This is a genomic window from Pseudoalteromonas maricaloris, from assembly GCF_024746855.1.
Classification (GTDB): domain Bacteria; phylum Pseudomonadota; class Gammaproteobacteria; order Enterobacterales; family Alteromonadaceae; genus Pseudoalteromonas; species Pseudoalteromonas maricaloris.
Map to the genome: position 1 here is coordinate 685,139 of NZ_CP024626.1, position 24,969 is coordinate 710,107.

The 24,969-nt window shown below is 43.6% G+C and carries 24 protein-coding genes and 1 pseudogene; 5 read left to right on the top strand and 20 right to left on the bottom strand.

Annotation, left to right across the window (positions count from 1 at the left end; all coding sequences use genetic code 11):
- Positions 1-58: 58 nt before the first annotated feature.
- The gene (locus tag CTT31_RS20825; protein ID WP_211857039.1) at positions 59-1,003 is read left to right on the top strand and encodes a hypothetical protein; all 945 of its coding nucleotides are present in this window, start codon (positions 59-61) and stop codon (positions 1,001-1,003) included.
- A gap of 62 nt (positions 1,004-1,065) precedes the next feature.
- Here the strand turns inward: CTT31_RS20825 and CTT31_RS20830 are convergent, their stop codons facing one another.
- A complete protein-coding gene (locus CTT31_RS20830; protein ID WP_260492431.1) occupies positions 1,066-2,772 on the bottom strand; it encodes an alkaline phosphatase D family protein in 1,707 nt (568 codons plus the stop codon).
- A 106-nt stretch (positions 2,773-2,878) separates the two neighbouring features.
- Positions 2,879-3,802 (bottom strand): sensor domain-containing diguanylate cyclase, encoded by a 924-nt coding sequence (locus CTT31_RS20835; RefSeq protein WP_211857037.1) that lies wholly within the window; start codon positions 3,800-3,802, stop codon positions 2,879-2,881.
- A gap of 203 nt (positions 3,803-4,005) precedes the next feature.
- On the opposite strand from CTT31_RS20835, the gene CTT31_RS20840 reads away from it, so the two are divergent.
- The 3 genes and pseudogenes from CTT31_RS20840 to CTT31_RS20850 all read left to right on the top strand — a co-directional run bounded on the left by CTT31_RS20840 (position 4,006) and on the right by CTT31_RS20850 (position 8,874).
- On the top strand, positions 4,006-5,181 hold the full coding sequence (locus tag CTT31_RS20840; RefSeq protein WP_211857035.1) for an efflux RND transporter periplasmic adaptor subunit: 1,176 nt from the start codon (positions 4,006-4,008) through the stop codon (positions 5,179-5,181).
- Positions 5,182-5,183: 2 nt separating this feature from the next.
- Positions 5,184-8,358, top strand: a pseudogene (locus CTT31_RS20845) (efflux RND transporter permease subunit).
- Between the two features lie 147 nt (positions 8,359-8,505).
- Positions 8,506-8,874, top strand: a complete 369-nt coding sequence (locus CTT31_RS20850; protein WP_211857031.1) for an MliC family protein — start codon at positions 8,506-8,508, stop codon at positions 8,872-8,874.
- Between the two features lie 52 nt (positions 8,875-8,926).
- Here CTT31_RS20850 and CTT31_RS20855 read toward each other — a convergent pair whose 3' ends face one another.
- The 18 genes from CTT31_RS20855 to CTT31_RS20940 all read right to left on the bottom strand — a co-directional run bounded on the left by CTT31_RS20855 (position 8,927) and on the right by CTT31_RS20940 (position 23,788).
- Positions 8,927-9,256, bottom strand: coding sequence for a hypothetical protein (locus CTT31_RS20855; protein WP_260492432.1), 330 nt, complete (start codon positions 9,254-9,256; stop codon positions 8,927-8,929).
- A gap of 200 nt (positions 9,257-9,456) precedes the next feature.
- Positions 9,457-10,368 (bottom strand): protein translocase subunit SecF, encoded by a 912-nt coding sequence (gene secF, locus CTT31_RS20860; protein ID WP_211857027.1) that lies wholly within the window; start codon positions 10,366-10,368, stop codon positions 9,457-9,459.
- Between the two features lies 1 nt (position 10,369).
- Positions 10,370-12,202: a protein translocase subunit SecD gene (gene secD / locus CTT31_RS20865; protein WP_260492433.1), complete on the bottom strand. Its 1,833-nt coding sequence runs from the start codon at positions 12,200-12,202 to the stop codon at positions 10,370-10,372.
- 117 nt (positions 12,203-12,319) lie between these two features.
- Positions 12,320-12,796 carry a hypothetical protein gene (locus CTT31_RS20870; RefSeq protein ID WP_260492434.1) on the bottom strand — a complete coding sequence of 159 codons (477 nt, stop codon included), beginning with the start codon at positions 12,794-12,796 and terminating at the stop codon, positions 12,320-12,322.
- A 144-nt stretch (positions 12,797-12,940) separates the two neighbouring features.
- On the bottom strand, positions 12,941-13,216 hold the full coding sequence (locus tag CTT31_RS20875) for an HU family DNA-binding protein (RefSeq protein WP_010377204.1): 276 nt from the start codon (positions 13,214-13,216) through the stop codon (positions 12,941-12,943).
- 154 nt (positions 13,217-13,370) lie between these two features.
- Entirely contained in the window at positions 13,371-13,895 is a 525-nt protein-coding gene (locus CTT31_RS20880) for a DUF2878 domain-containing protein (protein ID WP_260492435.1), read from the bottom strand.
- Positions 13,867-15,129: an SAM-dependent methyltransferase gene (locus CTT31_RS20885; RefSeq protein WP_211857021.1), complete on the bottom strand. Its 1,263-nt coding sequence runs from the start codon at positions 15,127-15,129 to the stop codon at positions 13,867-13,869. The genes CTT31_RS20880 and CTT31_RS20885 overlap by 29 nt, the downstream gene beginning before the upstream one ends.
- A gap of 1 nt (position 15,130) precedes the next feature.
- Positions 15,131-15,862, bottom strand: coding sequence for a DUF1365 domain-containing protein (locus CTT31_RS20890; RefSeq protein ID WP_260492436.1), 732 nt, complete (start codon positions 15,860-15,862; stop codon positions 15,131-15,133).
- On the bottom strand, positions 15,859-17,112 hold the full coding sequence (locus CTT31_RS20895) for an NAD(P)/FAD-dependent oxidoreductase (RefSeq protein ID WP_260492437.1): 1,254 nt from the start codon (positions 17,110-17,112) through the stop codon (positions 15,859-15,861). The genes CTT31_RS20890 and CTT31_RS20895 overlap by 4 nt, the downstream gene beginning before the upstream one ends.
- On the bottom strand, positions 17,105-17,821 hold the full coding sequence (locus CTT31_RS20900) for an SDR family NAD(P)-dependent oxidoreductase (protein WP_260492438.1): 717 nt from the start codon (positions 17,819-17,821) through the stop codon (positions 17,105-17,107). Before CTT31_RS20900 ends, CTT31_RS20895 begins: the two co-directional genes overlap by 8 nt.
- Positions 17,818-18,243: a nuclear transport factor 2 family protein gene (locus tag CTT31_RS20905; RefSeq protein ID WP_039495225.1), complete on the bottom strand. Its 426-nt coding sequence runs from the start codon at positions 18,241-18,243 to the stop codon at positions 17,818-17,820. The genes CTT31_RS20900 and CTT31_RS20905 overlap by 4 nt, the downstream gene beginning before the upstream one ends.
- 6 nt (positions 18,244-18,249) lie before the next feature.
- Positions 18,250-19,629 (bottom strand): deoxyribodipyrimidine photo-lyase, encoded by a 1,380-nt coding sequence (gene phrB / locus CTT31_RS20910; protein WP_260492439.1) that lies wholly within the window; start codon positions 19,627-19,629, stop codon positions 18,250-18,252.
- Between the two features lie 2 nt (positions 19,630-19,631).
- Entirely contained in the window at positions 19,632-20,591 is a 960-nt protein-coding gene (locus CTT31_RS20915; protein ID WP_260492440.1) for a YbgA family protein, read from the bottom strand.
- Positions 20,592-20,606: 15 nt separating this feature from the next.
- On the bottom strand, positions 20,607-21,257 hold the full coding sequence (locus tag CTT31_RS20920) for a ChrR family anti-sigma-E factor (RefSeq protein ID WP_211857011.1): 651 nt from the start codon (positions 21,255-21,257) through the stop codon (positions 20,607-20,609).
- Entirely contained in the window at positions 21,254-21,874 is a 621-nt protein-coding gene (locus CTT31_RS20925) for a sigma-70 family RNA polymerase sigma factor (protein WP_039495233.1), read from the bottom strand. Before CTT31_RS20925 ends, CTT31_RS20920 begins: the two co-directional genes overlap by 4 nt.
- A 60-nt stretch (positions 21,875-21,934) precedes the next feature.
- Positions 21,935-22,507 (bottom strand): LON peptidase substrate-binding domain-containing protein, encoded by a 573-nt coding sequence (locus CTT31_RS20930; protein ID WP_211857010.1) that lies wholly within the window; start codon positions 22,505-22,507, stop codon positions 21,935-21,937.
- Between the two features lie 80 nt (positions 22,508-22,587).
- The gene (locus CTT31_RS20935) at positions 22,588-22,908 is read right to left on the bottom strand and encodes an MGMT family protein (protein ID WP_260492441.1); all 321 of its coding nucleotides are present in this window, start codon (positions 22,906-22,908) and stop codon (positions 22,588-22,590) included.
- Positions 22,874-23,788, bottom strand: coding sequence for a LysR family transcriptional regulator (locus CTT31_RS20940; protein ID WP_010605459.1), 915 nt, complete (start codon positions 23,786-23,788; stop codon positions 22,874-22,876). Before CTT31_RS20940 ends, CTT31_RS20935 begins: the two co-directional genes overlap by 35 nt.
- Positions 23,789-23,888: 100 nt before the next feature.
- On the opposite strand from CTT31_RS20940, the gene CTT31_RS20945 reads away from it, so the two are divergent.
- A complete protein-coding gene (locus tag CTT31_RS20945; protein WP_045988555.1) occupies positions 23,889-24,968 on the top strand; it encodes an efflux RND transporter periplasmic adaptor subunit in 1,080 nt (359 codons plus the stop codon).
- The last annotated feature ends 1 nt before the right edge of the window (position 24,969 follow it).

Sequence of the window (24,969 nt, forward strand, 5' to 3'; positions counted from 1 at the left end):
AACTTCTTCTGTCACAGAGTTGATGTATGATAGAGGGGTAACATAAAGGAGAATTATTGTGCAGCTCGTTAAATTATTCGCCATGGCATTGATACCTATGCTCAGTGTATTTCAGGCCTCGGCAACGTCGTTTTTAGTCTTTGGTGATATGCCCTATACGGAGATAGACAGAGGCATGCTGATGCCAAATGGTGCTCTGCAGGAAAAGGTAAATGATATACAGCATGATTTTATGGTGCACGTAGGTGATATGAAATCCGGTGCTGAGCCCTGTACAGATCAACTGCTTAAAGATAATTATGCCCTGATCTCAAATGTGAGTAGCCAACCTTTTATATTCACGCCCGGAGACAATGATTGGACTGACTGTGACCGCGAAACTCTGACCCCTAGGTTTGATGAGTTGGAAAGATTGGATTTCATCCGTAAACACTTTGCGGTGCAAATGCCTGACCTACCAAAGTTTAAACGCCAGCAAACAGTACCTGAAAATCAATCTTGGATAGTGGATGATGTGCAGTTTTTAACTTTGCATGTACCTGGCACCAACAATGGTCGCAGACAAATCTTATTATCCGATAAAAAAGTAGTGCACGAAGAGTCCCATCGTCGTGATGTAGAGAATATTAAGTGGTTGGATAGCTTGCTAACACCAAGCCATAAGGCCGCGGTGATATTTCTACAAGCTGACCTTTATCAAAAAGAGAAGCACTCAGGACGTTGTGATAAAAACTCAAAAGCTAAGTGCGATGGTTATCAGTTATATCGAGAGACACTTGAAGAATATGCGGCTCAACTCAGTTATCCGTTGCTGTTGATACATGGAGATACGGGAGAGTTTTGCTTTTCTGAACAGTCAAAGAATTTATGGCGTCTTAACGGCCCTGGAGACTTTCAATATTTAGATATTGCAAAGGTTAAAGTTAAGGGAGGTAAAAAGAAGCCATTTAAGGTAACACCGCTTCTTTCGCAAGATAAAATAGCTAAATGCAAAGGGCTGTAAAGCCCCTTTACACACTTTCTACTCAGCTGTACATAAAGCGTAGCGCGAATAGCTTGCCGTACTTACAGTAAAAGCTCGCTCTGTTTATTGTGGCTTTCAAACTGCTCTTGCTTAACTGTATTGACAAAATGCCACTCACTTTCCACCTTCTCTTTTGTGAAATTAAGCGTTAAATAACCACGCTGATGAATATTGGCATATTCAAGATCATCGACTAGTAATTGCAATACCTCAGCGAATTGTAGCGCCTGCTCATCGCCTAATTGTAAGTAATACTCAAGCCCTGGAGAACTGACAGAAGCAGTCGCATATTCTTGACCACAAACAGCTCCGCTTGCATCGCAGAGCTTACCAGCCCAGGCGTTGTGTGTATCTCCAGCAACGACTATTAAATTTTTACTGGCCGCTTTTGCTGTTTGTAAAATTACTTCACGTTCAACCGGGTAGCCGTCCCATGCATCCAAATTATAAGGAGCGGTAAACGTGACTCGCGCTTTTTCTTGCTCTGACAACGTTGAGTCACCAGCAAGCATTCTCCCCTTTATTTGAGCAAGCTCTGTTAATTGCGTCGACATTTGTGCAGAAGGGTTGGCAAGAGACATGAGCAGCTCGGCTGGGATCATCATTTTGGTCATCAATACTTGTTGCCCTAAGACTTGCCATTTCGCTGCAGATGTCTTTAAGTTATCTGTGAGCCAAGTCAATTGGTTTACGCCTAAAAGCTGTTGCGAAGGCGCAGTTAGATCCGCCTGAAATCCGGCAAAATCTACTTGTCCTGTACTAGGGTCAATGTAATCTTGATAGTCGAGTGCTTTAGCGCGACTCTCGTGACGTGTATCTAGCATATAAAGTGATAACAAGTCGCCAAATTCAAATTTACGATAGAGGCTTTCGAGTTGGTCCTTAACCATCGGACGCACAGGCATCCATTCATAGTAAGCTTGCAGCGCAGCAAGTTTACGGGCAGCGTACTCCCCTTCTCCCTCGTTATGGTTCTCAGCGCCATCCATGTATGAGTCATTGCATACTTCATGGTCGTCCCATACCGCAATGAATGGCGTACTGGCGTGGAGAGCTTGCAGACCAAGGTCCGTACGATATTTTGCATAGCGACGACGATAATCATTTAATGAAATAATCTCGCTCGCATTATCTGCATCCAGCCCTCGCCCCATAGCGTCGGCATTTTCAGTGGCATACCCACCCATACCATATTCGTATATGTAATCACCTAAATGTAACACTGCGTCTAAATCGCTGCGTTTTGCAGCCTCTGCGTAAACATGAAAGTAACCAGCCGGATAATTTGCACAAGACATGACGGCAAGTTTTACCTGAGTTACATCGTTAACGGGTAAGGTTTTGCATTTACCTATGGGTGAATGCGTTTCCTTAGTGACGAAGCGATAAAAGTAGCGGCTATTTGCAGTCAGGCCATTAAGATCTACTTTAACGGTGTAATCGTTTTTTGCTAATGCGGCGAGCTGGTGGCTTTGTAGTAAGACGCCAAAATCTTCAGATTCTGATACTTGTAGAGTGACAGCCACACTGTTAGGTGTACCTTCAGGTGTGACTCGCGTCCATAATATAATGCTATCAGCTAAAGGATCGCCACTTGCGACACCATGGTTAAATGCGACAGCAAAACCGTTGCTTGCAACCGCTTTACTATCACTGCTGCCGCAACCTACTAACGAGACGCTAATTGTCGCTGCGCCAACGCCCATTAATGCACTTTTGATAAAATCTCGACGGGTAAAACTTGCCATTATTATTGTTCCTTAACTGCAAAATGCGCCATATTGGGCGCACTTATCTACTACTTAAAGGAACTAGCTTAGTTAAGCATTATTACAATTTAACGATTGGCCTTAATTAGTGCGGATTTGGAACAACTCGATTTCTGCCACTGCTTTTGGCTTCTAGTAACATTGTATCTGCACGACGAATAATGCTTTCAACACCAGACTCACCTGCGCCAAATTCAGCAACCCCAAATGAACTGGTAATATCGACCTCTTCACCGACCGCAATTTGAAATGATGCCTGCTCTATCATAATGCGTGCCCGCTCGGCGACTAAGATTGCCCCCTCTAAGCCGGTATTAGGCAGTATCAGGGCAAATTCCTCTCCACCTAGCCGAGCTATTAAATCCGTGTCTCGTAACATGTCAGAGAGTAGCGAGCTCACGTGAACCAGCACTATGTCTCCCGCTTCATGGCCAAATTGCTCGTTGATTGCACGGAAATTATCGAGGTCGGTCAGTATCACACTAAATGGTGTTCTGTAACGTTCATATAACCTAATTTGACTGTCAATTTTATCGCTTAGCTGCCTACGACTGGCGACCCCCGTTAATGGATCAGTTTTGGTAATAAAATCAAGTTCTTTACGTAAGTGATCGAGTTCGCTATGTATTGCTTTTGTTGTGGTAATGTTGTCTCCGTAGATAACAAAGGCATCATCTTGTAGCGAAAAACATCGTAATCTGAAGAACTCACCGCTTAAGGTATCAATTTCAATTTCTGGATAGTCTAATTCGCAGCCGTTGCTTAAGCCTAAAAACCATCCCGTGAGTTCATCCCCGTCGATTCTGTCATCAAACGTATCGTCTGTTTGGGGGTCGAAGATATTACTCAGTGTGCGTCCTGTTATGTGAGACGAGGGTTGTCCAATTAGCCTCGCCATTGCTTTATTGCAAAATTCAAGAACCGACTTGTTGCTAACAATAGCAACTGCATCGTCACTTTTATTGAGCACGCCACTCAGTAGGGATTGTAAATGGTTAGCGTTAGACATAATTCAATTCCGTTAGGCTTTTTGTTATTTTAAATCAATCGGGAAGATTTATCTTAGATCTCGCGAAAATCACACAAAAAAGACATTTTGATTTCGTTACCTACATCGATTGATTCTAATTTGACACCAATCATATTCCATTTCACTTATGTTTAATGCAACAAATGAAACGTATAGTTACCTCCATACACAAAGGAGGAACTATGTTAAAACCAACGCAACTCGCAACGATTATTTCTGCTTTGCTACTGCTAAGTGCATGTGGCGAAGCTGAGCAGGCAAGCAGTCAAACTCCGCCTCTTCAACCAATTGATGTAGCAGCAACACCGCAAATTAGCATTGCTGATTGGCACACCTATACAACACGCCTTTCTTCTCCAAACGAAGTCGCACTTCGCGCTCGTGTCACGGGAGTGATCGGCTCGGTAAACTTCAAAGAGGGAGATACGGTGCACCAAGGCGATGTTCTATTTGAGCTGGACGATAGAACTTTCTTGGCTGAGGTTGCCAGCCTTGCCGCACAAGTGAAACGTGCCGAAGCAGCCCTTTCGCAAGCAAAAAGTGAGTCAGCGCGTGCGCTTCGTTTAAGCAAGCAAAAAGCGATTTCAACCGAAGAAGTCGATGCCCGTGTTTCGCTTACCGCGCAGCGTGAAGCCGAACTAGATGCACTTAGGGCTTCATTTAAAGCGGCTCAGTTAAACTTAGAGTTTAGCAAGATCACAGCACCAATCAGCGGCAAAATTTCATTTGCTGAGGTCACTCAAGGTAACACCATTAGAGCAAACGACACCTTGCTTACAACGATAGTCGCAACTGATAAGATGTATGCGTATTTTGATATCGACGAGCGCACTTGGAATAGCCAGTTTGCATCAGTGACGGAAGGTGAGCCGCTTCCTGTGAAATTACAGCTACTCGGCCGTGAGTCACAGCCAGTCATGGGTGAGCTAGACTTTATTGACAACGCCATTGATGACCACTCTGGAACCCTAAAAGTACGCGCTTCTTTTGATAACCATAGTGGACAATTACGACCTGGCTCGTTTGCGCGAGTAAGTCTTTCATCCGGTGAGCAAAACGATCGAGTATTAATTCCAGACCGCGCAGTGGGTACAGATCTTAAAAATCGTTTTGTTCTTGTCGTCAACGACGCTAATACACTTGAATATCGTCTAATCACACTCGGTAATCGCTATGGCGAATTTCGTGCTGTTGAGTCGGGTTTAGCCGCTGGAGAGCGTATCGCGGTGAATGGTCCAGCGCGTGTAGGCCCAGGTATGCCGATAAGCCCAAACTCCGTGACGCTTACCTTGCCAGATAACATTGCCACAGAAGTGGTTGCGATGACGCCAAGCGATTCTTCACAAGGATTAAACTAATAATGAAATTTTCCCATTTTTTCATTAAGCGCCCTATTTTTGCGGCGATGATGTCGCTTGTGATATTAATCGCAGGGGCCATTTCCCTTTTTCAGCTTCCCGTGAGTGAGTATCCAGAGGTGGTACCGCCGACGGTTGTGGTATCTGCAACCTATCCCGGTGCAAACCCAAAAGTCATTGCTGAAACCGTTGCAACGCCGCTTGAGCAAGAAATTAATGGTGTTGAGAACATGCTGTATATGTTTTCTCAAGCAACCAGTGATGGTCGCTTAACGCTTACCGTGACTTTTGCGCTTGGTACTGACTTGGACCGTGCCCAAGTTCAAGTACAAAACCGTGTAAATAGCGCTATTCCAAGGTTACCGCAAGAAGTACAACGTTTAGGGGTTGTGGCTGAGAAGGCGTCACCAGATCTCACTATGGTGGTGCATTTGGTATCGCCAAGTGGCTCGCATGATACAAGCTACCTCTCAAACTATGCCGATATTTATGTCAAAGATCAGATAGCGCGCTTGCCGGGAGTTGGTGATGTAAAACTATTTGGCGGCGGTAAATACGCGTTGCGGATATGGCTAAACCCCGAGCAATTGGCTGAAAGAAACTTAACCGCAAGTGATGTGGTCCGAGCAATCCAACAACAAAACCGCCAAGTAGCAGCTGGCTCTTTGGGTGCTCAACCCACAACCAATGAAAATCAATTCCAAATTCTGTTAAACGTTAAAGGGCGTTTGGCAGATACCAGTGAATTTGACAATATTATTGTTAGCGTATCGAGCGATGGCGCGATCACTAGACTCAAAGACATTGGCCGAGTTGAGCTTGGACAAGATAACTACGCGTTAAGAGCTTTGCTAGATGGAAATGAAGCGGTGGCAATGCCGATTTTCCAGCGTCCTGGTTCTAATGCGATAGAGCTGTCGGATCAGGTGCGTGAAACCATGAAAGAGTTATCAACACGTTTTCCTGAAGGGGTTGAATACGATATCGTTTACGATCCGACAATCTTTGTTCGCGGCTCAATCGATGCGGTAATTTCGACATTATTAGAAGCCATTGTACTTGTGGTATTAGTCGTTATCTTATTCTTGCAAACATGGCGCGCTTCGATTATTCCGCTGGTAGCGGTGCCTGTATCGTTAGTTGGTACCTTTGCTGCAATGCAGTGGCTTGGTGTTTCTATCAATACGTTGTCGTTGTTTGGTTTGGTACTCGCAATCGGTATCGTGGTTGATGATGCCATCGTCGTGGTTGAAAACGTTGAGCGTAATATTGAAAACGGCCTTGCGCCCTTCGAGGCCACTAAACAAGCGATGTCAGAGGTGACAGGCCCTATTATAGCGATTGCATTGGTGCTTTGTGCGGTGTTTATTCCAACTGCTTTTATTACCGGCTTGTCAGGCCAGTTTTACAAACAGTTTGCCCTCACGATCACAATTTCGACGCTGATCTCGGCATTTAACTCATTAACATTATCACCAGCGCTAGCTGCACTACTATTAAAGCCGCACGGTGCTAAACCAGACAAACTCACAGTAGTGTTAGATAAATTGTTTGGTCAGTGGCTATTCAAACCGTTTAATCGCTTTTTTGATAAGGCAGCTCACGGCTATGTCGGACTGGTAAAAAAACTTATTAGACTGAGCACCATTGTTTTAGTGGTTTATTTAGGGTTAATTTTTGCTACTACTAAGTTGTTTAGCACCATCCCTGGCGGCTTTATTCCGCAGCAGGACAAACAGTATCTTGTTGCGATTGCCCAACTGCCAGACGCTGCGAGTTTGGATAGAACAGAAGCCGTTGTACGTGAGATGGAACAAATTGCGCTTCAGACTCCAGGTGTTTTACATTCCGTGTCTTTCCCTGGGCTTTCAGTAAATGGTTTTACAAACAGCCCAAATAGCGGGATTGTATTTGTTGCCCTAGATAAATTTGAAAATCGTACGTCACCAGAGTTGTATGCGTCGTCAATCGCTGCGCAGCTTAATCAGAAGTTTGCCATCATAGATGAAGCGTTTGTCGCGGTTTTCCCACCGCCACCAATACAAGGATTAGGCACCACAGGTGGTTTTAAACTGCAAATTGAAGATAGAGCAAACCTTGGCTTTGAGAAGCTATTCTCTGACTTACAAGCCGTGATCGCAAAAGCACGGCAGCAACCGGAGCTAATGGGACTGTACTCAAGCTTTAGGATCCAAGTACCACAAATGGACATTGATATCGACCGTGAGCAAGCAATGGTGCAAGGCGTACCGCTCGAGGAAGTGTTTAATGCATTACAGATCTATTTAGGTTCAATGTACGTCAATGACTTTAACTTATTTGGTCGCACTTATCAGGTTACCGCTCAGGCTGACGCTAATTTTCGCTCAGATCCTGCACAGATTCTGTCTTACAAAGTAAGAAACAACTACGGTCAAATGGTGCCACTTGGCGCGGTACTCAAAGTCACGCCGACAACGGGGCCTGATCGTGTTATGCACTATAACGGGTATCCTACTGCCGAGTTAAATGGCAGCCCTGCGCCCGGATATTCTTCGGATCAAGCGCAAATGGCAATTGAAGCAGTGCTAAACGAAACGCTTAGCGAAGGCATGGCATTTGAGTGGACTGAAGTCACCTATCAGCAGATCCTCGCGGGTAATGTGATGGTGTATATCTTCCCACTGGTTGTACTCTTGGTATTTATGGTTTTGGCATCGCAATACGAAAGCCTAAAGCTACCATTTGCAATCATCCTCATTGTGCCAATGACCATACTGTCAGCATTGGTTGGGGTGTGGCTAACAGGTGGTGATAATAATATCTTTACCCAGATTGCTCTTATCGTTTTGGTTGCTTTAGCGTGTAAAAACGCAATCCTAATGGTGGAATTTGCAAAAGAAGAGTACGAGCAAGGCAAGACTAATTTAGAGTCAATTATTGAGGCATGTAAACTACGTTTACGTCCTATTTTGATGACGTCAATTGCCTTTACCGCAGGGGTTGTACCTCTGGTACTTGCAACTGGTGCGGGTGCTGAAATGCGCGAAACCATGGGGATTGCAGTATTCTCAGGAATGATAGGGGTTACTTTATTTGGTCTATTGTTTACGCCTATTTTCTTTATGGCGATGACGAAGCGATTATACACGCCAAAAATACGTGAAGCGCAGAGTCCCCCCAATACCATTCCAGTAAAGGATTAATAACTTGTAATCATGTTTAAAGGCCCGTTGGGCCTTTTTTATGCTGCTTTTTATTGCCTTGTAACCACACTATTCACCTTAACTTCATCCGCTTACGCTAAATTATCAGATACCGTCTTTTTCTCGCCGGAGTCTGTTTATGAAATCTCAAATTGCCTTTGCCGCTTTAATTACCACTGTTCTCAGTGCGTGTAGCGAGGACATCTCAAATCGTAAAGTTGAGCTTAGTGAAACACTTAGCCGCTATCAATGTGATAATGATTCGGTGATAAAGGTTGACTACAACGACAGTGATAAGGCAACTGTCCATTTTAACGAACAAGTGGTTAAGATGAAGATTGCTCGTTCAGCCAGCGGTGCAAAATATCAAGGTGATGGGTTTGTGTGGTGGACAAAAAATGACGAAGGTATGTTGCTTAGACAGGAAGAAGATAAAAACAACCGCATCATCGCACGTTGCGAGATGCGGCCCAATGAAACCTTAACAGTGAAGGCGCAATCAAACTGATTATAAATGCTCGTCCCAATAGGCAACGTCACTTATATAGAATTAGGATGTCTTATACCGACAACTTTTCAGGTGTAGCTAAAGTACTTTTTACAAACTCAATGGCAGCGCTTACATCAGCAAATAAAACTTGATCTAATGGCTCTGGCATGCCAATTTCTTTGCGCATTTTTTCAATCTGGCTTTTCGCAATTGCCGACTTCAACACATACGCAGCACTAACACAGCCTAACTGCAAACAGCGCTTCGCTGTGTTTACCAGTAACTTATAGGCTTCTGGTGTCGCAGCTATGGCCTTTTCGGAATAACTTACGTAACCCCATGTCGAAGAATGAATCTCAGTTCGACATTGCTCTAATGCCCTAGAAAAATAATGGATCATAGACTCATTAATATTTCCTTCGAAACAGGCAAAGAGGATATTTTGCTCGGCCCAGAGGGTTACTTTCCCGCACCGAGTTTGATAACTATATTTTGACATTAATCCTTATCCGGCTCCTTTCGAAGTGCGGATTATACATCAGCACGACAAGGTTAAAAAAGAGCAATTGCTACTTTTTTAACCTAAATCGCATATTACGCTTATGGCTCAGCGAGTTGCTGTTTCGCTGCCTCAGATTCTTCTTTTAGGTAGTTGTTAAACGACAAGCCTAAAAACTGCGGTAAAGTTGCGCTAATAGCCAAGGAAGACAAAGTACCAATGAGAATGCCACAACACAACGCCATGGCAAAACTATTAAGTCCTGCACCGCCTAACCACCATATTGCCAACACCGTTGTGAGCGTTGTCAAAGAGGTGATCAGCGTGCGGCTCATTGAATCCTTTATCGCTTGGTCTATGGTATTGCCCACGGGACTGGTTTTCCACTGCTCTTCGAACAAAAGCTCTCTAACTCTGTCACCAATCACAATCGAATCGTTGAGTGAGTAACCAATAATCGCCAGCAGCGCTGCAAGCACGGTTAAGTCAAACTCTACTTGCGTTATTGCAAACAAACCTAGCGTCACAATCACATCATGAAAAAGCGCGATACTTGCGGAGACAGCTAAGCGCCACTCAAATCTAAACGCCAAGTAAATCAATACACTAAGTAATGCGAATATACCTGCAAGGCCACCTTGTTCGATTAACTCATTACCCACCTGCGCACCAAGATAACTGGCGTCTAATACGCTTGCTTGCCATTGTGTTTCAAGTCCTTCTATCCACTGTTTGACGTGTGTTTCATCGGTGGACTGAGGGGTTTGGAAAACTCGCCAGCTACCATCGTTTTGTAGAGAGATTCGCGCATCTTGAACACCAAGATCAGCTAGCTTGTTTTGCATTTCTGTTTGGCTCTGTTGTTTGGGTAAGTCGATAACCGTAACGTAACCGCCGGTAAAGTCTTGGCCTAATACAATGCCTTTTTGGGTGATGGCTATGAGACTTGCAAGGACAAGTAACAATCCAGAAATTAGCCCGACGAATCTAGCCTTTTGCGTTTTACTCGTCATTTTACTTTGCACCTTTACGTGATTTTGAATAAAGAGATTCTGATAACATACCGGAGACGACCACACCGGCGAAAATACTGGTTACTATGCCCAGCGCCAAAGTGATCGCGAACCCTTTTACTGGTCCATAACCGATACCAAGTAGGATAAGAGCAGTTATCATTGTGGTTAAGTTAGCATCGATAATACTCGACATGGCTTGTTGATAACCTTGCTTTAATGCAGTAACCATCGCAATGCCTTTACGCCTTAATTCGCGAACTCGCTCAAAAATAATCACATTGGTGTCGACCGCCATACCGATAGTCAAAACTAGGCCCGCAATGCCGGGTAAGGTAAGCACAACACCAGGAAGCAGCGACATTAATCCAATCAGGCAAACTAAGTTTACCAGTAATGAGGTAATGGCCACTGCGCCTAGCTTGCGATACCATACTGCCATAAACAGCAAAGTTAGGCTTAGCCCTAACGCCAAAGCTTTAAAGCCGCTTTCAATATTCTTTTCGCCTAATGAAGGACCAATGGTTTGCTCTTTCACAATGGTGATTGGGGCGTCAAGAGAACCCGCCCGCAACAATAATGCTAATTCCTGCGCACGTTCCATTGACTGCATATTGGTAATACTGAATCGGGTATTTAATACTTGTTGAATAGTGGCTACTGAAATCACTTCCGTTTTGCGCTTAATCTCTCCTTTTGGATCCGCGTAATATTCGCTGAATACAGTAGCCATTGGCTTACCAACATTGTTTCTAGAAAATCGGTTTATCTTTTCACCGCCTTGAGAAGATAAGAATAGTTGCACTAAAGGCTTTCCGTATTCGTCTCTTCCTGCTGTTGCGGACTCTATTTCATCCCCGCCAAAAATGGCAACTGGGTCGACTGAAACCAAAGCGCCAGATTTATCCTTTAATTTTTGACCTCCCATTTCTTGTAATGCATGAAATGAAAGCTTTGCTGTTGCGCCGATAATACGCTTGGCTTGTTCTGGGTCTTGCACGCCAGGTAGTTCAATTCGTATATAATTAGTGCCTTGACGTTGCGTAACCGCTTCTGTGATCCCAAGTTCCTCAATACGCGAACGTAAAGTAGACAGCGCTTGGGTCATTAACTGCTTATCGAACTCTGCTTTTTTCGCTTCGGCAAAACGGAAATTCACTTTCGTTAAACTGCCTTGTTTATGAGTTGTACTGGTAAATTGTGGGTAGAGTTCGCGCAGTGTCGCAGTAAGCGCAACGAGTTCATTTTGCCCTTGCGCTTTCGCTATGACCTCAACCTGCTCACCACTGATAACTTGAGGAATAGATAGGTTACGATAACGATTTTTGATCCGTAGGCTATTGGCTTCGTCTGCGAGTGACTGCAGTTTATTTTTCGCTGCTTGTTCTGTGTCAACCTTGAGCACGAACAACACACCGCCGTCCAAGTCGAGTCCTAGCTTGATAGGTTTGAGTCCAGTGCTTTCTAACCACTGTGGCATCGTTGAAGCACTAACAACCTTAACACTTAGCTTTGAGTGAGACTCAGCCATATAAGCACGCGCTTCGGCGGTTAGCGTGCGGTTTTCAAGTTCAACTAAATAGCCACCTTGATGAGACTCGATTTGCTTGACTTTGAATCCCTCTCCTTCTAGCTGAGATTTAAGCTCAGGCAGCGACAGAGACACAACCTCGTTACTACTTGTTTGAATTTGAATCAAATTCTTATTGGGATACAAGTTTGGTAGTGCACAAAGGATCAACAAGAACACAATAAGCGCAGTAAAAAAGCGTTTTACACGCGCGGTGGCTCCACGAGGGGTTGATGGCCTCGTTGGCGAATTTATATCTTTCATATTTTTCTCATTATCTATCTGAGCGATACCGATTTGCTAACGAATACTGGTCATACAGACGTTAGGTGCTGGTATCAAAAACTACTATTTGGGTGCTTTATTGGTAGTCGATAATGATTAAGAGGCGAAGTTGAGACTGCCTTTGAAGGTTAAGTTTGCCGGCTTACAGTTGTCGATAAAGCCATTATTTGGTCGAGTATCACACATGTACCAAGGCACGGGCTTAGGTCTATTGATGTCATAGACTGAGGCCGGTATATATTTTTCTGCTGCAAGCTCAAATACAAGCGCATATTCGGCTTGTTGTTTAGGATGCAGAAAATAACTAGGGTGGCTAGTACGCTCACGTTCCGGCAATAAGCCCTTTTCGTGATGCGTGGTTTCACCACTGAGCTTTATTGGACTCGCAGGACTTGGTTTACTGGGTAACTGATTGGCGTCAGCGAGGCCCTTTTGGGTGATGTTTTCGAACCTTGTGCTGTGCGTATCGGGAGTATGGGATAAGTGAGTATCAGGCGTTCCTGTCGCGCACGCAGCAGCTACCCATAACAACATGAGTAATGACATAACGGCGAAAAGGTTAAAACGCTTCATGAAAACTGATTAAACAACTTATTAGATAAAAACACGAGATTGGGGCGATAGTAGCAAATTCAAGATAGCGCTATCAATTATAATGAATATGAGAGGCATAAAAAAACCTCCAACTTGGGAGGTTTTTCTTGTCCAGCGAGTGGATTAAGGATTTACTTGGTCTTTTAGGCCTTTACCTGCTTTGAACGAAGGAATGTTCGCAGCTGGGATTTGGATTTCAGCGCCAGTTTGTGGGTTACGACCAGTACGCGCAGCGCGCTCTTTTACTGAGAATGTGCCAAAACCAACTAAAGCAACAGAACCGCCATCTTTTAGTGTGTTAGTTACTGCGCCAGTAAACGCTTCTAAAGCACGGGTTGCCGCTGCTTTTGAAATCTCTGCGTCTGCCGCCATCTTTTCAACTAGTTGAGCTTTATTCATTATTAGATTCCTATAACTTTATAATTTGCCTAAGCAAAACCTATGTTTATGCATTTTGCGTTTATGTGCAACCCCAAAATTGCGAAATTCGACGAAATATTTATTATTTTATTGCGTTTCGCCCCGGATCCTGTGGGTTTGTAATCAAACGCTATCAATTTGCTGGCAACTGCGCAAGCTTTGTACCCCATAAAATGCGATTAAAACTCACTATCAGGTAGAACCCCACACTCCACAGTGCGCCAAATGCTGGCCAAAAAATGTACCAAGGTGTTGAGATAGAAACTACATCAAAGTTAGCTGCGCCAAGATAGCTAGGTGGCGCGCAGACCAAAAATACCACTAATAATATCGGCGCTTTGAGCGTTAATAGTTTGGAAAGTGCATTATTTATTGTCAGCACCAATGCTATCCACAAAACCCAAAGCCAAAGCGGAAGTAATTCACTACCTTGGTAACTGAGGAGCTGCGTTTTGACCGCAATTAATTCAATGCTCATTCCTATGGCGGAACCTATGAGTGAAAGCACCAAATTGAGGCGTTTATTTTGGTGTCCTGCGAGCATGACGAGACAACCAACCAACATCAACCAAAGCGCGTCTGCTTGAAAAAATAATGCAGCAAACCAAATACTTTGGAAGAGTAGCGCGTTAGTAATCCAATGTTTGAGTACAGACATTTGACTGGTATCTTGGTTTTCTGGCGACTAAATGCACGGCACTGGTTGCTCTTTGTTTAAACGCCCCTTCGCAGTAGCATAAATAGAATTGCCAAAGGCGATAAAAGCGTTCATCGAAACGTTTACTATCAAGTGAAGGCCATGCTTTTTCAAACCGAACACGCCAGTCGTTTAGCGTTCTAGCATAGTGCAGACCGATATCATGGAGTTCGTGGACAACCATATCGGTGGAATTTAGGATTTGTTTGCTCATTTCACTCACGGAAGGAAGGCAACCGCCAGGAAAAATGTACTGCTGAATGAAATCCGATTGCTTGAGGTAATGTTGATAACGCTGGCAGGCGATGGTAATGGCCTGAATCAGCATCGCGCCTGTCGGTTTTAGCAAGTCATTGCATTTGGCAAAAAAGCCCGATAAATAGGCGTGTCCAACTGCCTCAATCATTTCGATAGACACCAGCTTGTCGTATTGGCCGTCCAATTCGCGATAATCTTGTTTTAGTAGTGTGATGTGCTGCTGCAGCCCTTCTTTTTCAATCAGTGCTTTTACGTAGGCATGCTGCTCTTCAGAAATAGTTGTCGTGGTTATATGGCAGCCGTAGTTTTTAGCAGCGTAAACCGCAAATGCGCCCCACCCGGTGCCAATCTCAACAACTTTGTCTGTTGCCTGAAGATCCAAGCGCTCACAGATTGCGGCTAATTTATGTTGCTGCGCTTCTTCAAGCGATGCCTCCTTTGAGGGATACACTGCGCTAGAGTACAGCATTTCTTCACTTAAAAATGATTCATACAGGTCGTTACCAAGGTCGTAGTGGGCGACAATGTTACGCTTTGAGCCTTGTTTTGAGTTTTTATTTTTAAGGTGCTTTATCTTATTCGCAATGCCGGAGAAAAATGCAAACTTATTTTCAAAGGCATCCAGCTGAGCTTGGTTTAGGACGAAGATCTCAATCAGTTTGGTTAAATCCGAACAACTCCAGTGACCAAGAATGTATGATTCACCCGCTCCGACACTGCCGCCAAGTGCAAATAGCTTATACATTTGCGCTGAATGAACTTGAATATCAACGCTTAGGCTTGTTTCTGACTCACCAAAACAGTATTTTTGGTCGCCTTCGACAAGTACCACTTTTCCGGTTTCTAAGGTGCTCAACGCGCCAAAGACGAGCTTTTTATACAATCTGTCGAATGTAGAAGGCGAAATTGATGAGGATATTGTCGTGGTATTTTCCATCTTATACTCTTCCGGGGTGCCCAACAAAAGGCACTTTTTTTAAAAATAACTTCAACGCTTGCCAGTAGATGCCTTTAGCTATGCTCCATGTCATTGCAGGAAACTGCTTAAGCAATTGATTAATATTTGCTTCATTGAGCTCCTGCTTTTTGAGCGTCATCGTGGCATCAAATAGCAATTCGTCACCTTTTCTGTTTTCAATATGGATTAGCGTATTGCTACCGGGTGGCTTCACTTTCCAATGGTAGTGCATATCCAAATTCATAAAAGGTGATACGTGAAATTGCTTTTTAAAGTTCACTTCTTTATTTAATTCAACTAAATAAAAATGACGCTCATTCCAAGGCGTGTTACTGACTTCTGCGAGCATATGGCTAAAACCAGCCCCCTTCTCGTCTTCAAAAAAGTAGAAATTAACCGGACTGAAGTAAAAGCCTAAACAGCGTATTTGCGCCATTAAATATACTTTGGTTTGTGATGAAACGGGTTTGCCTAGCGCATTTGACTTAGCACGTGCGCGCTCAACCAAGCTTTCGCCTTCTGCGAGGATATAGTCAGCTTGATTGAATTTAAGCAGTTTTAAGCCGGATGTACCAAGCTTTGACGAAATACTATTGAGTGCGTCGAGCTCACTTAAATCTAGCCACATCATATACATGGGGTAAGAGAAAGCATGCCCGGCATGAGCGAATCGCCGATGCCGAACTTTACCAACCAGTATTGCACTATTCAAAATGAGATACCCAATTGCTCGGCCACATCTACCGCACTTTTCACCCCATCTTCATGAAAGCCGTTGAACCAGTACGCACCACAAAAATAACTATGGTGTTTACCATCAATATCGGCTTTACGTTTTTGGGCCGCAATGCTGGTGGTATTGAAAACCGGATGATGATAAACAAAGCGACGGATCACTTTGTCTTCAGCTATCCCTTCATCGTGATTTAACGTGACACAGTATTGATGTTTAGCGTCAAACCCTTGCAGTATGTTCATTTGATAGGTGACGACAGCGGCTTTGTCCGTCGCTTCGTTTAACAAATAGTTCCAACTGGCCCACGCCAGCGGACGTTTTGGCAATAAACGGGTGTCAGTGTGCAGCACTACAGAGTTCGCAGTATAAGGTATCGCACCAAGTATCGCTTGTTCATCACTCGATGGGGTATTTAGTAATGCTAATGCCTGATCGCTATGACATGCAAAGACGACTTTATCGAAGTACTCATTACCGCCATCTTTGAAGACGATGGTCACACCAGACTCATCACGAACCACTGTCTCGATGTCGGCATTAAGCACAATATTGTCTTTAAATTCTGCTACTAATGGTTGAATGTATTCCCTGGAACCACCTGGGATAACATACCATTGAGGGCGATTTGTGATGTCCAAGAGCCCATGATTGAAGAAAAACTGGACAAAGAACTTGGCTTCAAAATCGAGCATTTCTTTGATACTGGTTGACCAAATAGCGGCGCCCATCGGCAAGATGTAGTGCAGCTTAAAAAACGCATTAAATTGGTGTTGCTGTAGCAGTTTGCCAAGCGTTTCAACACCTCGATAGTCGTCTTTTTCATACAATGACTTACAAAGACCGTTAAAGCGCACAATATCCTTTAGCAATCGCCAAAAGGTTGGTCTCAATAGGTTACGCTTTTGTGCAAATAACGTGCGAAGTGAATGGCCATTGTATTCAAACTTCGATTGACTGTTGTAAACACTAAAGCTCATTTCAGTCTCTTGGCGACTAACACCAATTTCAGCTAGCAATTTTTCAAACTTTGGATAGGTTCTGTCGTTAAATACGATAAAGCCGGTATCAACCGCGAGCTTTTCACCTTGGTATTCAACATCAATAGTTGCCGTATGTCCGCCAATATAATCATTTTTTTCAAAGACTTTCACGTCATATTGACGACTTAACAGGTATGCTGCGGTCATACCTGAAATACCGCTTCCAATTATTGCAATCTTAGCCACGGGCTATCCTTTTTGCGAGAGGTAACCACAACGAAAACGGCAGTAACCTGAGAAGTTTTAAAAATAGAGTAAATCTTTTTGGGAAATGTATTTCCTTGCTGCGCTTTTCTATTCCTTTGCTAATGTAACTCACGGCCTCATCGACACTTACAATAAATGGCATCGGAAAGTCGTTTTTATCTGTCAACGGCGTTTCTACAAATCCTGGGTGAACTAAGGTCACATCAATGTCTTTTAATGTTGCTGTTAGAGTGCGAGCTAAATAGCTGACAGCCGCTTTCGACGCACCGTACGCTTCGGCGCGAGGCAAAGGTAAAAATGCACTGCTGGAACTTACGATGCAAAGTTGCCCGCCTGATTTCATTTTTGGCAGTAAAACGTCTAGGCAGTGGCCGATTGAGATGACGTTGATATGCATTACTCGCTCAAACAAATGGCCGTCAAATTGGTTGGGATTATCGATATACTCACAACCACCTGCGTTGAGGATCACAAGATCCAAGCCGTCAATATCTTTGAAGTTATCTTCTATCTCTTCGCGGTTTGTTAAATCAAATGCTTTGCTCTTTGCACCTACGCTGCTTTCTAATTCGTCTAACACTTTTTGGTTGCGGCCACAAGCAGTTACTTGATGTGACTGTTTTGCATAAAATTCCGTAAGACCTTTACCTATCCCTGATGTTGCGCCAGTAATTAAGATGTTGCTCATGCCGTGATCCTTTTATCTAAAAGCCGAATAACACCACCGAGTAGTGGAACTTGGCGATACAGCATTTGCGCACTGTCAAAGTAATCCCGATGTTGCGCCACTTTTTCGCCAATAAAACTCAAGCGGCTATGACCATCGACTTCTATAAGCTTACCGCCGTTTAACTTGGGATGTTGGTAGGACATAGTCCAGTAGATAAAGCTGACGTCATCAACTTGATAGGCGTTCGTAACAAGAAATTCGATTTCAGAGACATTTTCATATAACCCTTGAAAATAACTCGTTAGCGCATCAAGTCCTTGAATTTTATGTAAAGGATCTACGAAACTGATGTCCTCAGTGTAAATTGAAGCCAATTTACCGAGACAGTATTTGTCTATTTCATTATAAATTGCCACGAATCGCTGCGTTCTGTGATCCATACCTATTTAAACCTTAAATGCGTCAAGTGCTCTTGCCCTTGCTTCTTTATGATCAACCAGCGGCTCTACATAGTCATCCTTTCCGCCAAATGCCGCTAAATAGTCATGGGGAAAATGAATATGCTTTGCTGGAACATTTTTTAATTCAGGCACATATGTACGAATAAAGGAACCATCGGGATCAAACTTTTCGCTCTGCGTGATGGGATTAAAAATACGGAAATAAGGCTGGGCGTCACACCCCGTACTTGCAGCCCACTGCCAGCCACCATTATTACTGGCAAGGTCGCCATCTATTAACTTTGACATAAAATAAGCTTCACCTTTTCGCCAGTCGATGAGCAAGTGTTTGGTTAAAAAGCTGGCAACAATCATGCGTAGCCGATTGTGCATCCAGCCAGTTTTATTGAGCTGACGCATTGCCGCATCGACAATCGGGTAGCCAGTTTGACCATTACACCAGAGCTCAAACGCTTGGCTGTCGTCACGCCACCTAACCGCGTTATATTTATCATTAAAATTAAAACCTTTACATAAACGCGGGAAAGCGACGATAAGATGGCGATAAAACTCACGCCAAATGAGTTCGTTCACCCAACAAAACTCCGGCTTACTTGGGTTTTCAAGCACTTCAGGGTGATGAAGTTGGATCTGTGCGATGAGCTGCTTGGGTGACACAATGCCTAATGCCAAATATGGGCTGAGCCCCGAAGTTCCTTTGATTGCAGGGAAATCACGGTCATCTTGGTAGTCTGCTAGTTTGTCCTTAATAAAACGATTTACAATCGTGACAACGGCATTATCATCCACTGGCCACTTTTCAGATCCATTGGTCATCTCGAAAAAAGTTGGCTTTTTGAAGTTTGCTTCATGTTGTTTGTCCAATGGCCAGCTAGTGAAGTGAAATTGCTGCCCCACAAAACGTTTTAACCATGCTTTTTTAAAGGGGGTAAACACCTTGAACATCTCACCGGAGCCCGTAAGCACAGAGCCTGGTTTGGCAATGAGATCGCCATCGAATAATTTTAACGTGATCACAGTTTCACACGCTTCATCGCGCGCCACTTCATTTACTTCATATTCTTTATTTGCATATAAGCAATCAATGCCTTTATCGTCACAAACAACTTGAAGCTGCGCCGGCAGCTCAGCGAATGTGCTCGCTTCAATGATATGTAGCCTAATGCCAAATTCACTAAGCTGACTGCCAAGCTCAATTAATCTGCGCTCAAGTAGGTCGAGCTGAATACTGGCTACGTTGTGTGACTGCCACTGTGGCTTGCAATAAAAAAAGAGCGCATCGCGTGCGCCCTCATTCACGGCTTCAATCAAAGCCTCGTTGCCGTAAACCCTGAGATCACGGCGAAACCAAAAAGCTGTTTTCATTATTAAATTCCGAATCTTAAACGCAGTTCGTTGGGGTATGGGTCAAAGTACACTTGGCTTTGCAAATACGCTTTAGGATGCACGGTGAGATGATGCTTGAGCAAAGTCAACGGTACATATAAAGGTACAATACCTTTGCGATATTGATCTATTGCACTGCACATCTCTTGCTTCTCGATACTGGAAAGCTCGTTCTTAAAATATCCCTGTAGATGCGTTAACGTGTTTGCTTGATTTTTGCGATTGGCAGGCTTGCTCAGTGCCGACATCAAACCACTGATGTATTTATGTTTCAGCGTCTCTCTATCAAATTGTTTGCCATCACCGAGTAGACGCCCTAGATCTTTATAGGCTTGGTAATTATGGCTCATCAACAGATATTTGTGCTTAGCGTGAAAATTCGTCAGCTCGTGTAGACCGATGTTTTCCGATTGAGTTAGTTCCTGCCAGCTTTTATAAACAAATACCCGCATTACGAAGTTTTCTCTGAGATGCATGTCATTCAATCTGCCATTTTCCTCGCAAGGTAAAAGCGGATTGTGTTTTATAATTTGCTCAGCAAAAATGCCAATACCTTCAGATGTATTACCAGTTCCTGCTTCGTTATAAACCTTAACACGCTCCATTCCGCAGCTTGGGCTTTTGGCGCAAAACACAAAACCGGAAAGGCTTTGTGTTTGTGAGGTTGCAACCTTTTCACCAAACTCCTTAAGTTTAGGTGCGACATCTTCTTTACCGTCGGGGCGACTAACTTTGATAATGTCGCCTACACGGGTCTGTCTGATGGTTGGTCTTGGAATTGGCATGCCTATCGCAACTTCCGGGCAAAAGCGCACATACTCAACATGTTCGGCGAATTCATCCATACAAAAGTTTGAACGCTTGTGGCCTGAATCAAATCGTACTTTGTCTCCAGCCAAACACGCGCTAATGCCAATTTTTATTGGTGATGAAAATTTCATTTCGCAACTATTCCTTTAATAAATCAACTTACCAATTGGGTTTAACAGCTTACTTAACCCTTTATTAAAGTGTAGTGCACTGCTTACCACGGTAAAGCACAGGCAGCCTTCTTTAGTGCGCGGAGAATGATTATGTTTGCCGTCTTGCCAAATAAAGTCGCCCGGTACGTATTCCCCAGCTTCATCTGCAAAATCGCCGTCAAGTAACAAGGTGATCTCAAAGCCCGTGTGGGTGTGCTCTGGAATTTCGCCTTCCGCACCAATTTGTAAAAGACTTGAGCGTAAGTCGCCATCTTCTAGCAATAACCGAGAGCGGGCGATTTTGCCTACACCTGAAAACTTGGTGCGATCGATATTCGCAATAGCCCGAGGTAACTGAACATCCCTGCCCTGATAGTTAAATGTGGGTTGGATATATTCTTTCACTTCGTCTATTTCATCATCCAGTGTTATCGCTTGCATCATTGCCTCAAAATCGCTGCTTAGTGCAGAGTCCATATCTCCTCCAAGCTGAACTCTCGCTTCTTGCGCTTCAAGCTGTTGGGTCTTTTTCTGGCAACAAGGGCATAGTTCGACATGTGCTGCAATTGCGACACTGATACTTGCAGGCAAATTACCTTCAACAAATTGGCTTAATAATGAATCATTAGGGTGATGCTTAATCATGCTTGATCTCCCATCTCTGCGCGAAGTTTCTGTAAAGCAAGCCGTAAACGTGACTTAACTGTCCCGACAGGTATATTAAGATGCTCTGCCAATTGTTCTTGAGACATTTCTTGAAAGTACACGCCTTTGACTATGTCTCGTTGTGCTGGCGGCAACTTATTGATGTATTTTTGAATTTGCGCCGTTTGCAAGTGATCTTGAAAACCGTCGTCGTCAGCCTGTGAATCTTGAATTATCGGCCAGATGTCTTCGCTGATGTGTTCTTCTTTATTACTCTTCATTTTACGCAATGCATCGAATGACGCGTTACGCATTACGGTATAGATCCACGTTGTGGCTGCGCCTTTGTCATGATGATAAAGGTGTGCTTTACGCCACACTGACGTCATCGTGTCTTGTACGAGCTCCATCGCTTGGGCGTCATTACCAAATTGCTTCACACCAAAGCGCCTGATTTTTGGCGCAAAGTACTCAAACAAGAACGCAAAAGCTTTGCGATCTCGTTTTTCTGCAACCTTAACTAAAGCGTCCGATAACGCTTGAGAGGGAGTTTCTTGCACTGCTTTGCGAGTTCCTGACTGAACGTTGCAATCAATAGATTGCTGTTGGCCTAACATAGCTCACCTTCCAATTTATAATTATAAGCTGTAGTACGCTGGAAAACTTGGCATGGATCACTATTTCTCATCTAATACAGTATGTAAGAACTCTGCCACCTGTTCAAATGTTTGTGCTTGTTTTATTTTCAGTTTTTGGGTCATCGAGATAGGTAAGATTTCTAGCCAACGATAAGCAACCCAAAGAGGTTGAGTAAAATGCTTGTCGCGGTACAAATCATCAAGGATTGGGTTGGCGATAAAAACACTCTGAAGCTTATCAACAAGAGTTTTGTCAACTAGACTAAATGCTTCCTCGCTACATTGCCATGGCGGCCCATCAATAACGTCACAATCGCCATAACGTAAAGATTGTGAGTCTACTTCCACATTACTGATCGCGACGCGCGATAGTGCCTCAACATCAATGAGCAGCTGACCATCATCATCTTGTGAAAAGTCGACGATTTTAACGTGCACGCCTTCTTTTGACACATTGTTCGGCGTATCCGCGAGGTATGGGCACAACACAAAACCTTGCTCTGTTTTCGCGGCCTCTTTTACCATATATAAATAGCGCTGCTCAAAGATCCGCAAGCGGGTGAACCCGCCTGGAAGCAAGAATATTGGCAATGGAAATAAAGCGAGTTTCATAATTCCCGTTCAAATATACAAAAACTAACGATAATTACGACTGCCCTATTTATCTGGATCAGTTAACGCTAAATTTATAACTATTCCCAAACACAGTGTTTAGCTATCACGTTACTAATTGAGAATGTGACGCCCTCAGCTTGCAAGCGCGATTTTTGCTCTTGAAATTTACTACTGTCTTGAGGAAATGAAATACGCCGTTGGCTATTTACTACTCTGTACCATGGTAACGTTGAACCTTGCGGTAGGTTTTTTAATAACTGGCCTACTTTTCTGGCATGTTTTGGGGAGCCAGCTAATCTCGCTATTTGCCCATACGACGCAACTTTTCCAAATGGGATACCGCCGATTACGGTGAAGACTTTTTCAGCGAGTTCTTGCTGAGGATTGCTGCTTTTCATATTGAATATTTAACTCTTTTAATTTATCCCAAAAATATCTTGCTACTGGCCCATGGTGGGAAATATGCAAACGATACGCGTGGATCTCGGCTTCAAACTCATCCTTTCTATCAAACACCCTCACTTGTTGCAAAACACCAGACTCTAATTCTTCTCTACAAAGGTCAAGGCCGATTAGGGCATAGCCCATACCTTGCAATAGGTATCTTTTTATTGCCAAAGCGTCATCGAGTTTCATGACATTGTTACTGTTTCTGTATGCCAAGCGCTCACTGTCAAACTTGAATTTACTTTCTTTCATTGCAAGAGATGGGTATTGCGCAAGCTCCGAAAAACTAAGCTCTGGTGGCATATAGCCCGTTAATGAGACTAAGCCTAATTTTACGTGTCCAATCGGCATTGATTCTAAATCGCCAGTTGAATGAAAAAGATCAAACCAAGGGCCAATGCCAAGGTTTGCAATCCCCTGTGTGACTTGCTCAAGCGCAAAAAAACGTTTACCACTTGAGATGTTCATTTCAGTTGCGGGAAACTTAATGAAGGCATTGCCTAATACTTGATCAATCTGGTTTTGATATACGATCGGTTCGTAACAGATGTTAAAGCTTGGTTCATTACCCGCCGCGAATTCAGTCGCGAGTAATGACAAATCTCTATGATGATTAAGCAATTTTTCGGCTTCAAAATAAAATCGACGACCTTGCTCTGTTAACACATTGCGATATTTCTCACGCTCAAAAAGGGCAAATCCCAAAGATTGTTCTAATCTTTTAATTGATTGAGAGACCGCAGGCTGCGTCTTATGAAGCTTATTTGCTGCTTCGGTAAGGCTAGGCGCTTCAACAACGGTGCAAAACGCTGCTAAGTCCGAAATCTTCATAAATAAATCTTATGCAGTATAGAATGTTTTATAATTTTTATTTTATATGTAATTCCATTATTCTGCACGCATTAAAATTGACGTTGTCATGGAGAACAATATGTTAAGAGTGTTTTCTGGAATTGTGCTGGCTACCCTATTAGTGGGCTGCCAAGAGCAAGCAGAACAAGCCCCAACAGAAGCCCCTAACCGACCAGTTAAAATTCATACGGTTTCGGATCCTAATAGCAGCACGCTTCGTAGTTTCCCTGCTGAAGTGGTGGCAAACCAAGGCTCCTACCTAGCCTTTCGTGTGAATGGTGAACTTATCGAGTTTCCAGTTCTCGCAGGCCAAGATGTACAAAAAGGGCAATTGCTTGCAAAGCTTGATCCTGAAGATTTCAACCTGCAATATGAACAACGTAAAGCCCAATTTGAACTGGCTAAATCGCAGTTATCGAGAATTGAACCGTTATTTGAAAAAGGCATAGCGACTAAAGCTGAGTTTGATAAAGCAAATGCAGACAAGCAAGTTGCGGAGTCTGCATTTAAAATTGCTAAAACAAACCTCGAATATAGCGAACTTAGAGCACCGTTTAGTGGTACTGTTGCCAAGGTATTTGTCAAAAATTACGAAAACGTCGTAGCAAAGCAAAATATTCTTCGCCTTGAAACACGCGATATGATGGATGTGGTTATTCAAGTTCCTGAGCGCATCGTTGCACGTGTTGATAAAGATTCTGATTACAAACCGACCGTTGTTTTTGATGGCTACCCAAGTAAGTCTTACCCGCTTACGATTAAGGAATGGGATACGCAGGCAGACCCTGCAACCTTAACCTACAAAGTCGTATTTAGTCTTCCAATCCCCGAGGACTTTAATTTGTTCGCAGGTATGACTGGCCATGTTTACGTCGACCCAAGCAAAATTACGAACCGTGAAAATACGGCAATTATCGTACCTAACCAAGCAGTATTCTCCGATAAAAAGCAAGGCACAGAGGGAAATAGTTACGTATGGGTATATCAAAGCGATAAACAGACCGTCACAAAACGCGAAGTTACCGTTGGCCAACTGAATCATACCGGTATTGAGGTATTGTCGGGTCTTGAACCTGGTGAAGAAATTGTTGCTGCGGGCGTGCATTACTTGCAAGAAGGCGCAAAAGTGAGACCTTGGACTAAAGAAAGAGGTCTGTAAT

What these genes read in the sequence shown, in the direction of transcription:
- CTT31_RS20830 (WP_260492431.1), bottom strand. Translation starts at nt 2,772, where the DNA reads ATGGCAAGTTTTACCCGTCGAGATTTTATCAAAAGTGCATTAATGGGC.
- CTT31_RS20835 (WP_211857037.1), bottom strand. Translation starts at nt 3,802, where the DNA reads ATGTCTAACGCTAACCATTTACAATCCCTACTGAGTGGCGTGCTCAAT.
- CTT31_RS20840 (WP_211857035.1), top strand. Translation starts at nt 4,006, where the DNA reads ATGTTAAAACCAACGCAACTCGCAACGATTATTTCTGCTTTGCTACTG.
- CTT31_RS20850 (WP_211857031.1), top strand. Translation starts at nt 8,506, where the DNA reads ATGAAATCTCAAATTGCCTTTGCCGCTTTAATTACCACTGTTCTCAGT.
- CTT31_RS20855 (WP_260492432.1), bottom strand. Translation starts at nt 9,256, where the DNA reads ATGATCCATTATTTTTCTAGGGCATTAGAGCAATGTCGAACTGAGATT.
- secF (WP_211857027.1), bottom strand. Translation starts at nt 10,368, where the DNA reads ATGACGAGTAAAACGCAAAAGGCTAGATTCGTCGGGCTAATTTCTGGA.
- secD (WP_260492433.1), bottom strand. Translation starts at nt 12,202, where the DNA reads ATGAAAGATATAAATTCGCCAACGAGGCCATCAACCCCTCGTGGAGCC.
- CTT31_RS20870 (WP_260492434.1), bottom strand. Translation starts at nt 12,796, where the DNA reads ATGAAGCGTTTTAACCTTTTCGCCGTTATGTCATTACTCATGTTGTTA.
- CTT31_RS20875 (WP_010377204.1), bottom strand. Translation starts at nt 13,216, where the DNA reads ATGAATAAAGCTCAACTAGTTGAAAAGATGGCGGCAGACGCAGAGATT.
- CTT31_RS20880 (WP_260492435.1), bottom strand. Translation starts at nt 13,895, where the DNA reads ATGTCTGTACTCAAACATTGGATTACTAACGCGCTACTCTTCCAAAGT.
- CTT31_RS20885 (WP_211857021.1), bottom strand. Translation starts at nt 15,129, where the DNA reads ATGGAAAATACCACGACAATATCCTCATCAATTTCGCCTTCTACATTC.
- CTT31_RS20900 (WP_260492438.1), bottom strand. Translation starts at nt 17,821, where the DNA reads ATGAGCAACATCTTAATTACTGGCGCAACATCAGGGATAGGTAAAGGT.
- CTT31_RS20905 (WP_039495225.1), bottom strand. Translation starts at nt 18,243, where the DNA reads ATGGATCACAGAACGCAGCGATTCGTGGCAATTTATAATGAAATAGAC.
- phrB (WP_260492439.1), bottom strand. Translation starts at nt 19,629, where the DNA reads ATGAAAACAGCTTTTTGGTTTCGCCGTGATCTCAGGGTTTACGGCAAC.
- CTT31_RS20915 (WP_260492440.1), bottom strand. Translation starts at nt 20,591, where the DNA reads ATGAAATTTTCATCACCAATAAAAATTGGCATTAGCGCGTGTTTGGCT.
- CTT31_RS20920 (WP_211857011.1), bottom strand. Translation starts at nt 21,257, where the DNA reads ATGATTAAGCATCACCCTAATGATTCATTATTAAGCCAATTTGTTGAA.
- CTT31_RS20925 (WP_039495233.1), bottom strand. Translation starts at nt 21,874, where the DNA reads ATGTTAGGCCAACAGCAATCTATTGATTGCAACGTTCAGTCAGGAACT.
- CTT31_RS20930 (WP_211857010.1), bottom strand. Translation starts at nt 22,507, where the DNA reads ATGAAACTCGCTTTATTTCCATTGCCAATATTCTTGCTTCCAGGCGGG.
- CTT31_RS20935 (WP_260492441.1), bottom strand. Translation starts at nt 22,908, where the DNA reads ATGAAAAGCAGCAATCCTCAGCAAGAACTCGCTGAAAAAGTCTTCACC.
- CTT31_RS20940 (WP_010605459.1), bottom strand. Translation starts at nt 23,788, where the DNA reads ATGAAGATTTCGGACTTAGCAGCGTTTTGCACCGTTGTTGAAGCGCCT.
- CTT31_RS20945 (WP_045988555.1), top strand. Translation starts at nt 23,889, where the DNA reads ATGTTAAGAGTGTTTTCTGGAATTGTGCTGGCTACCCTATTAGTGGGC.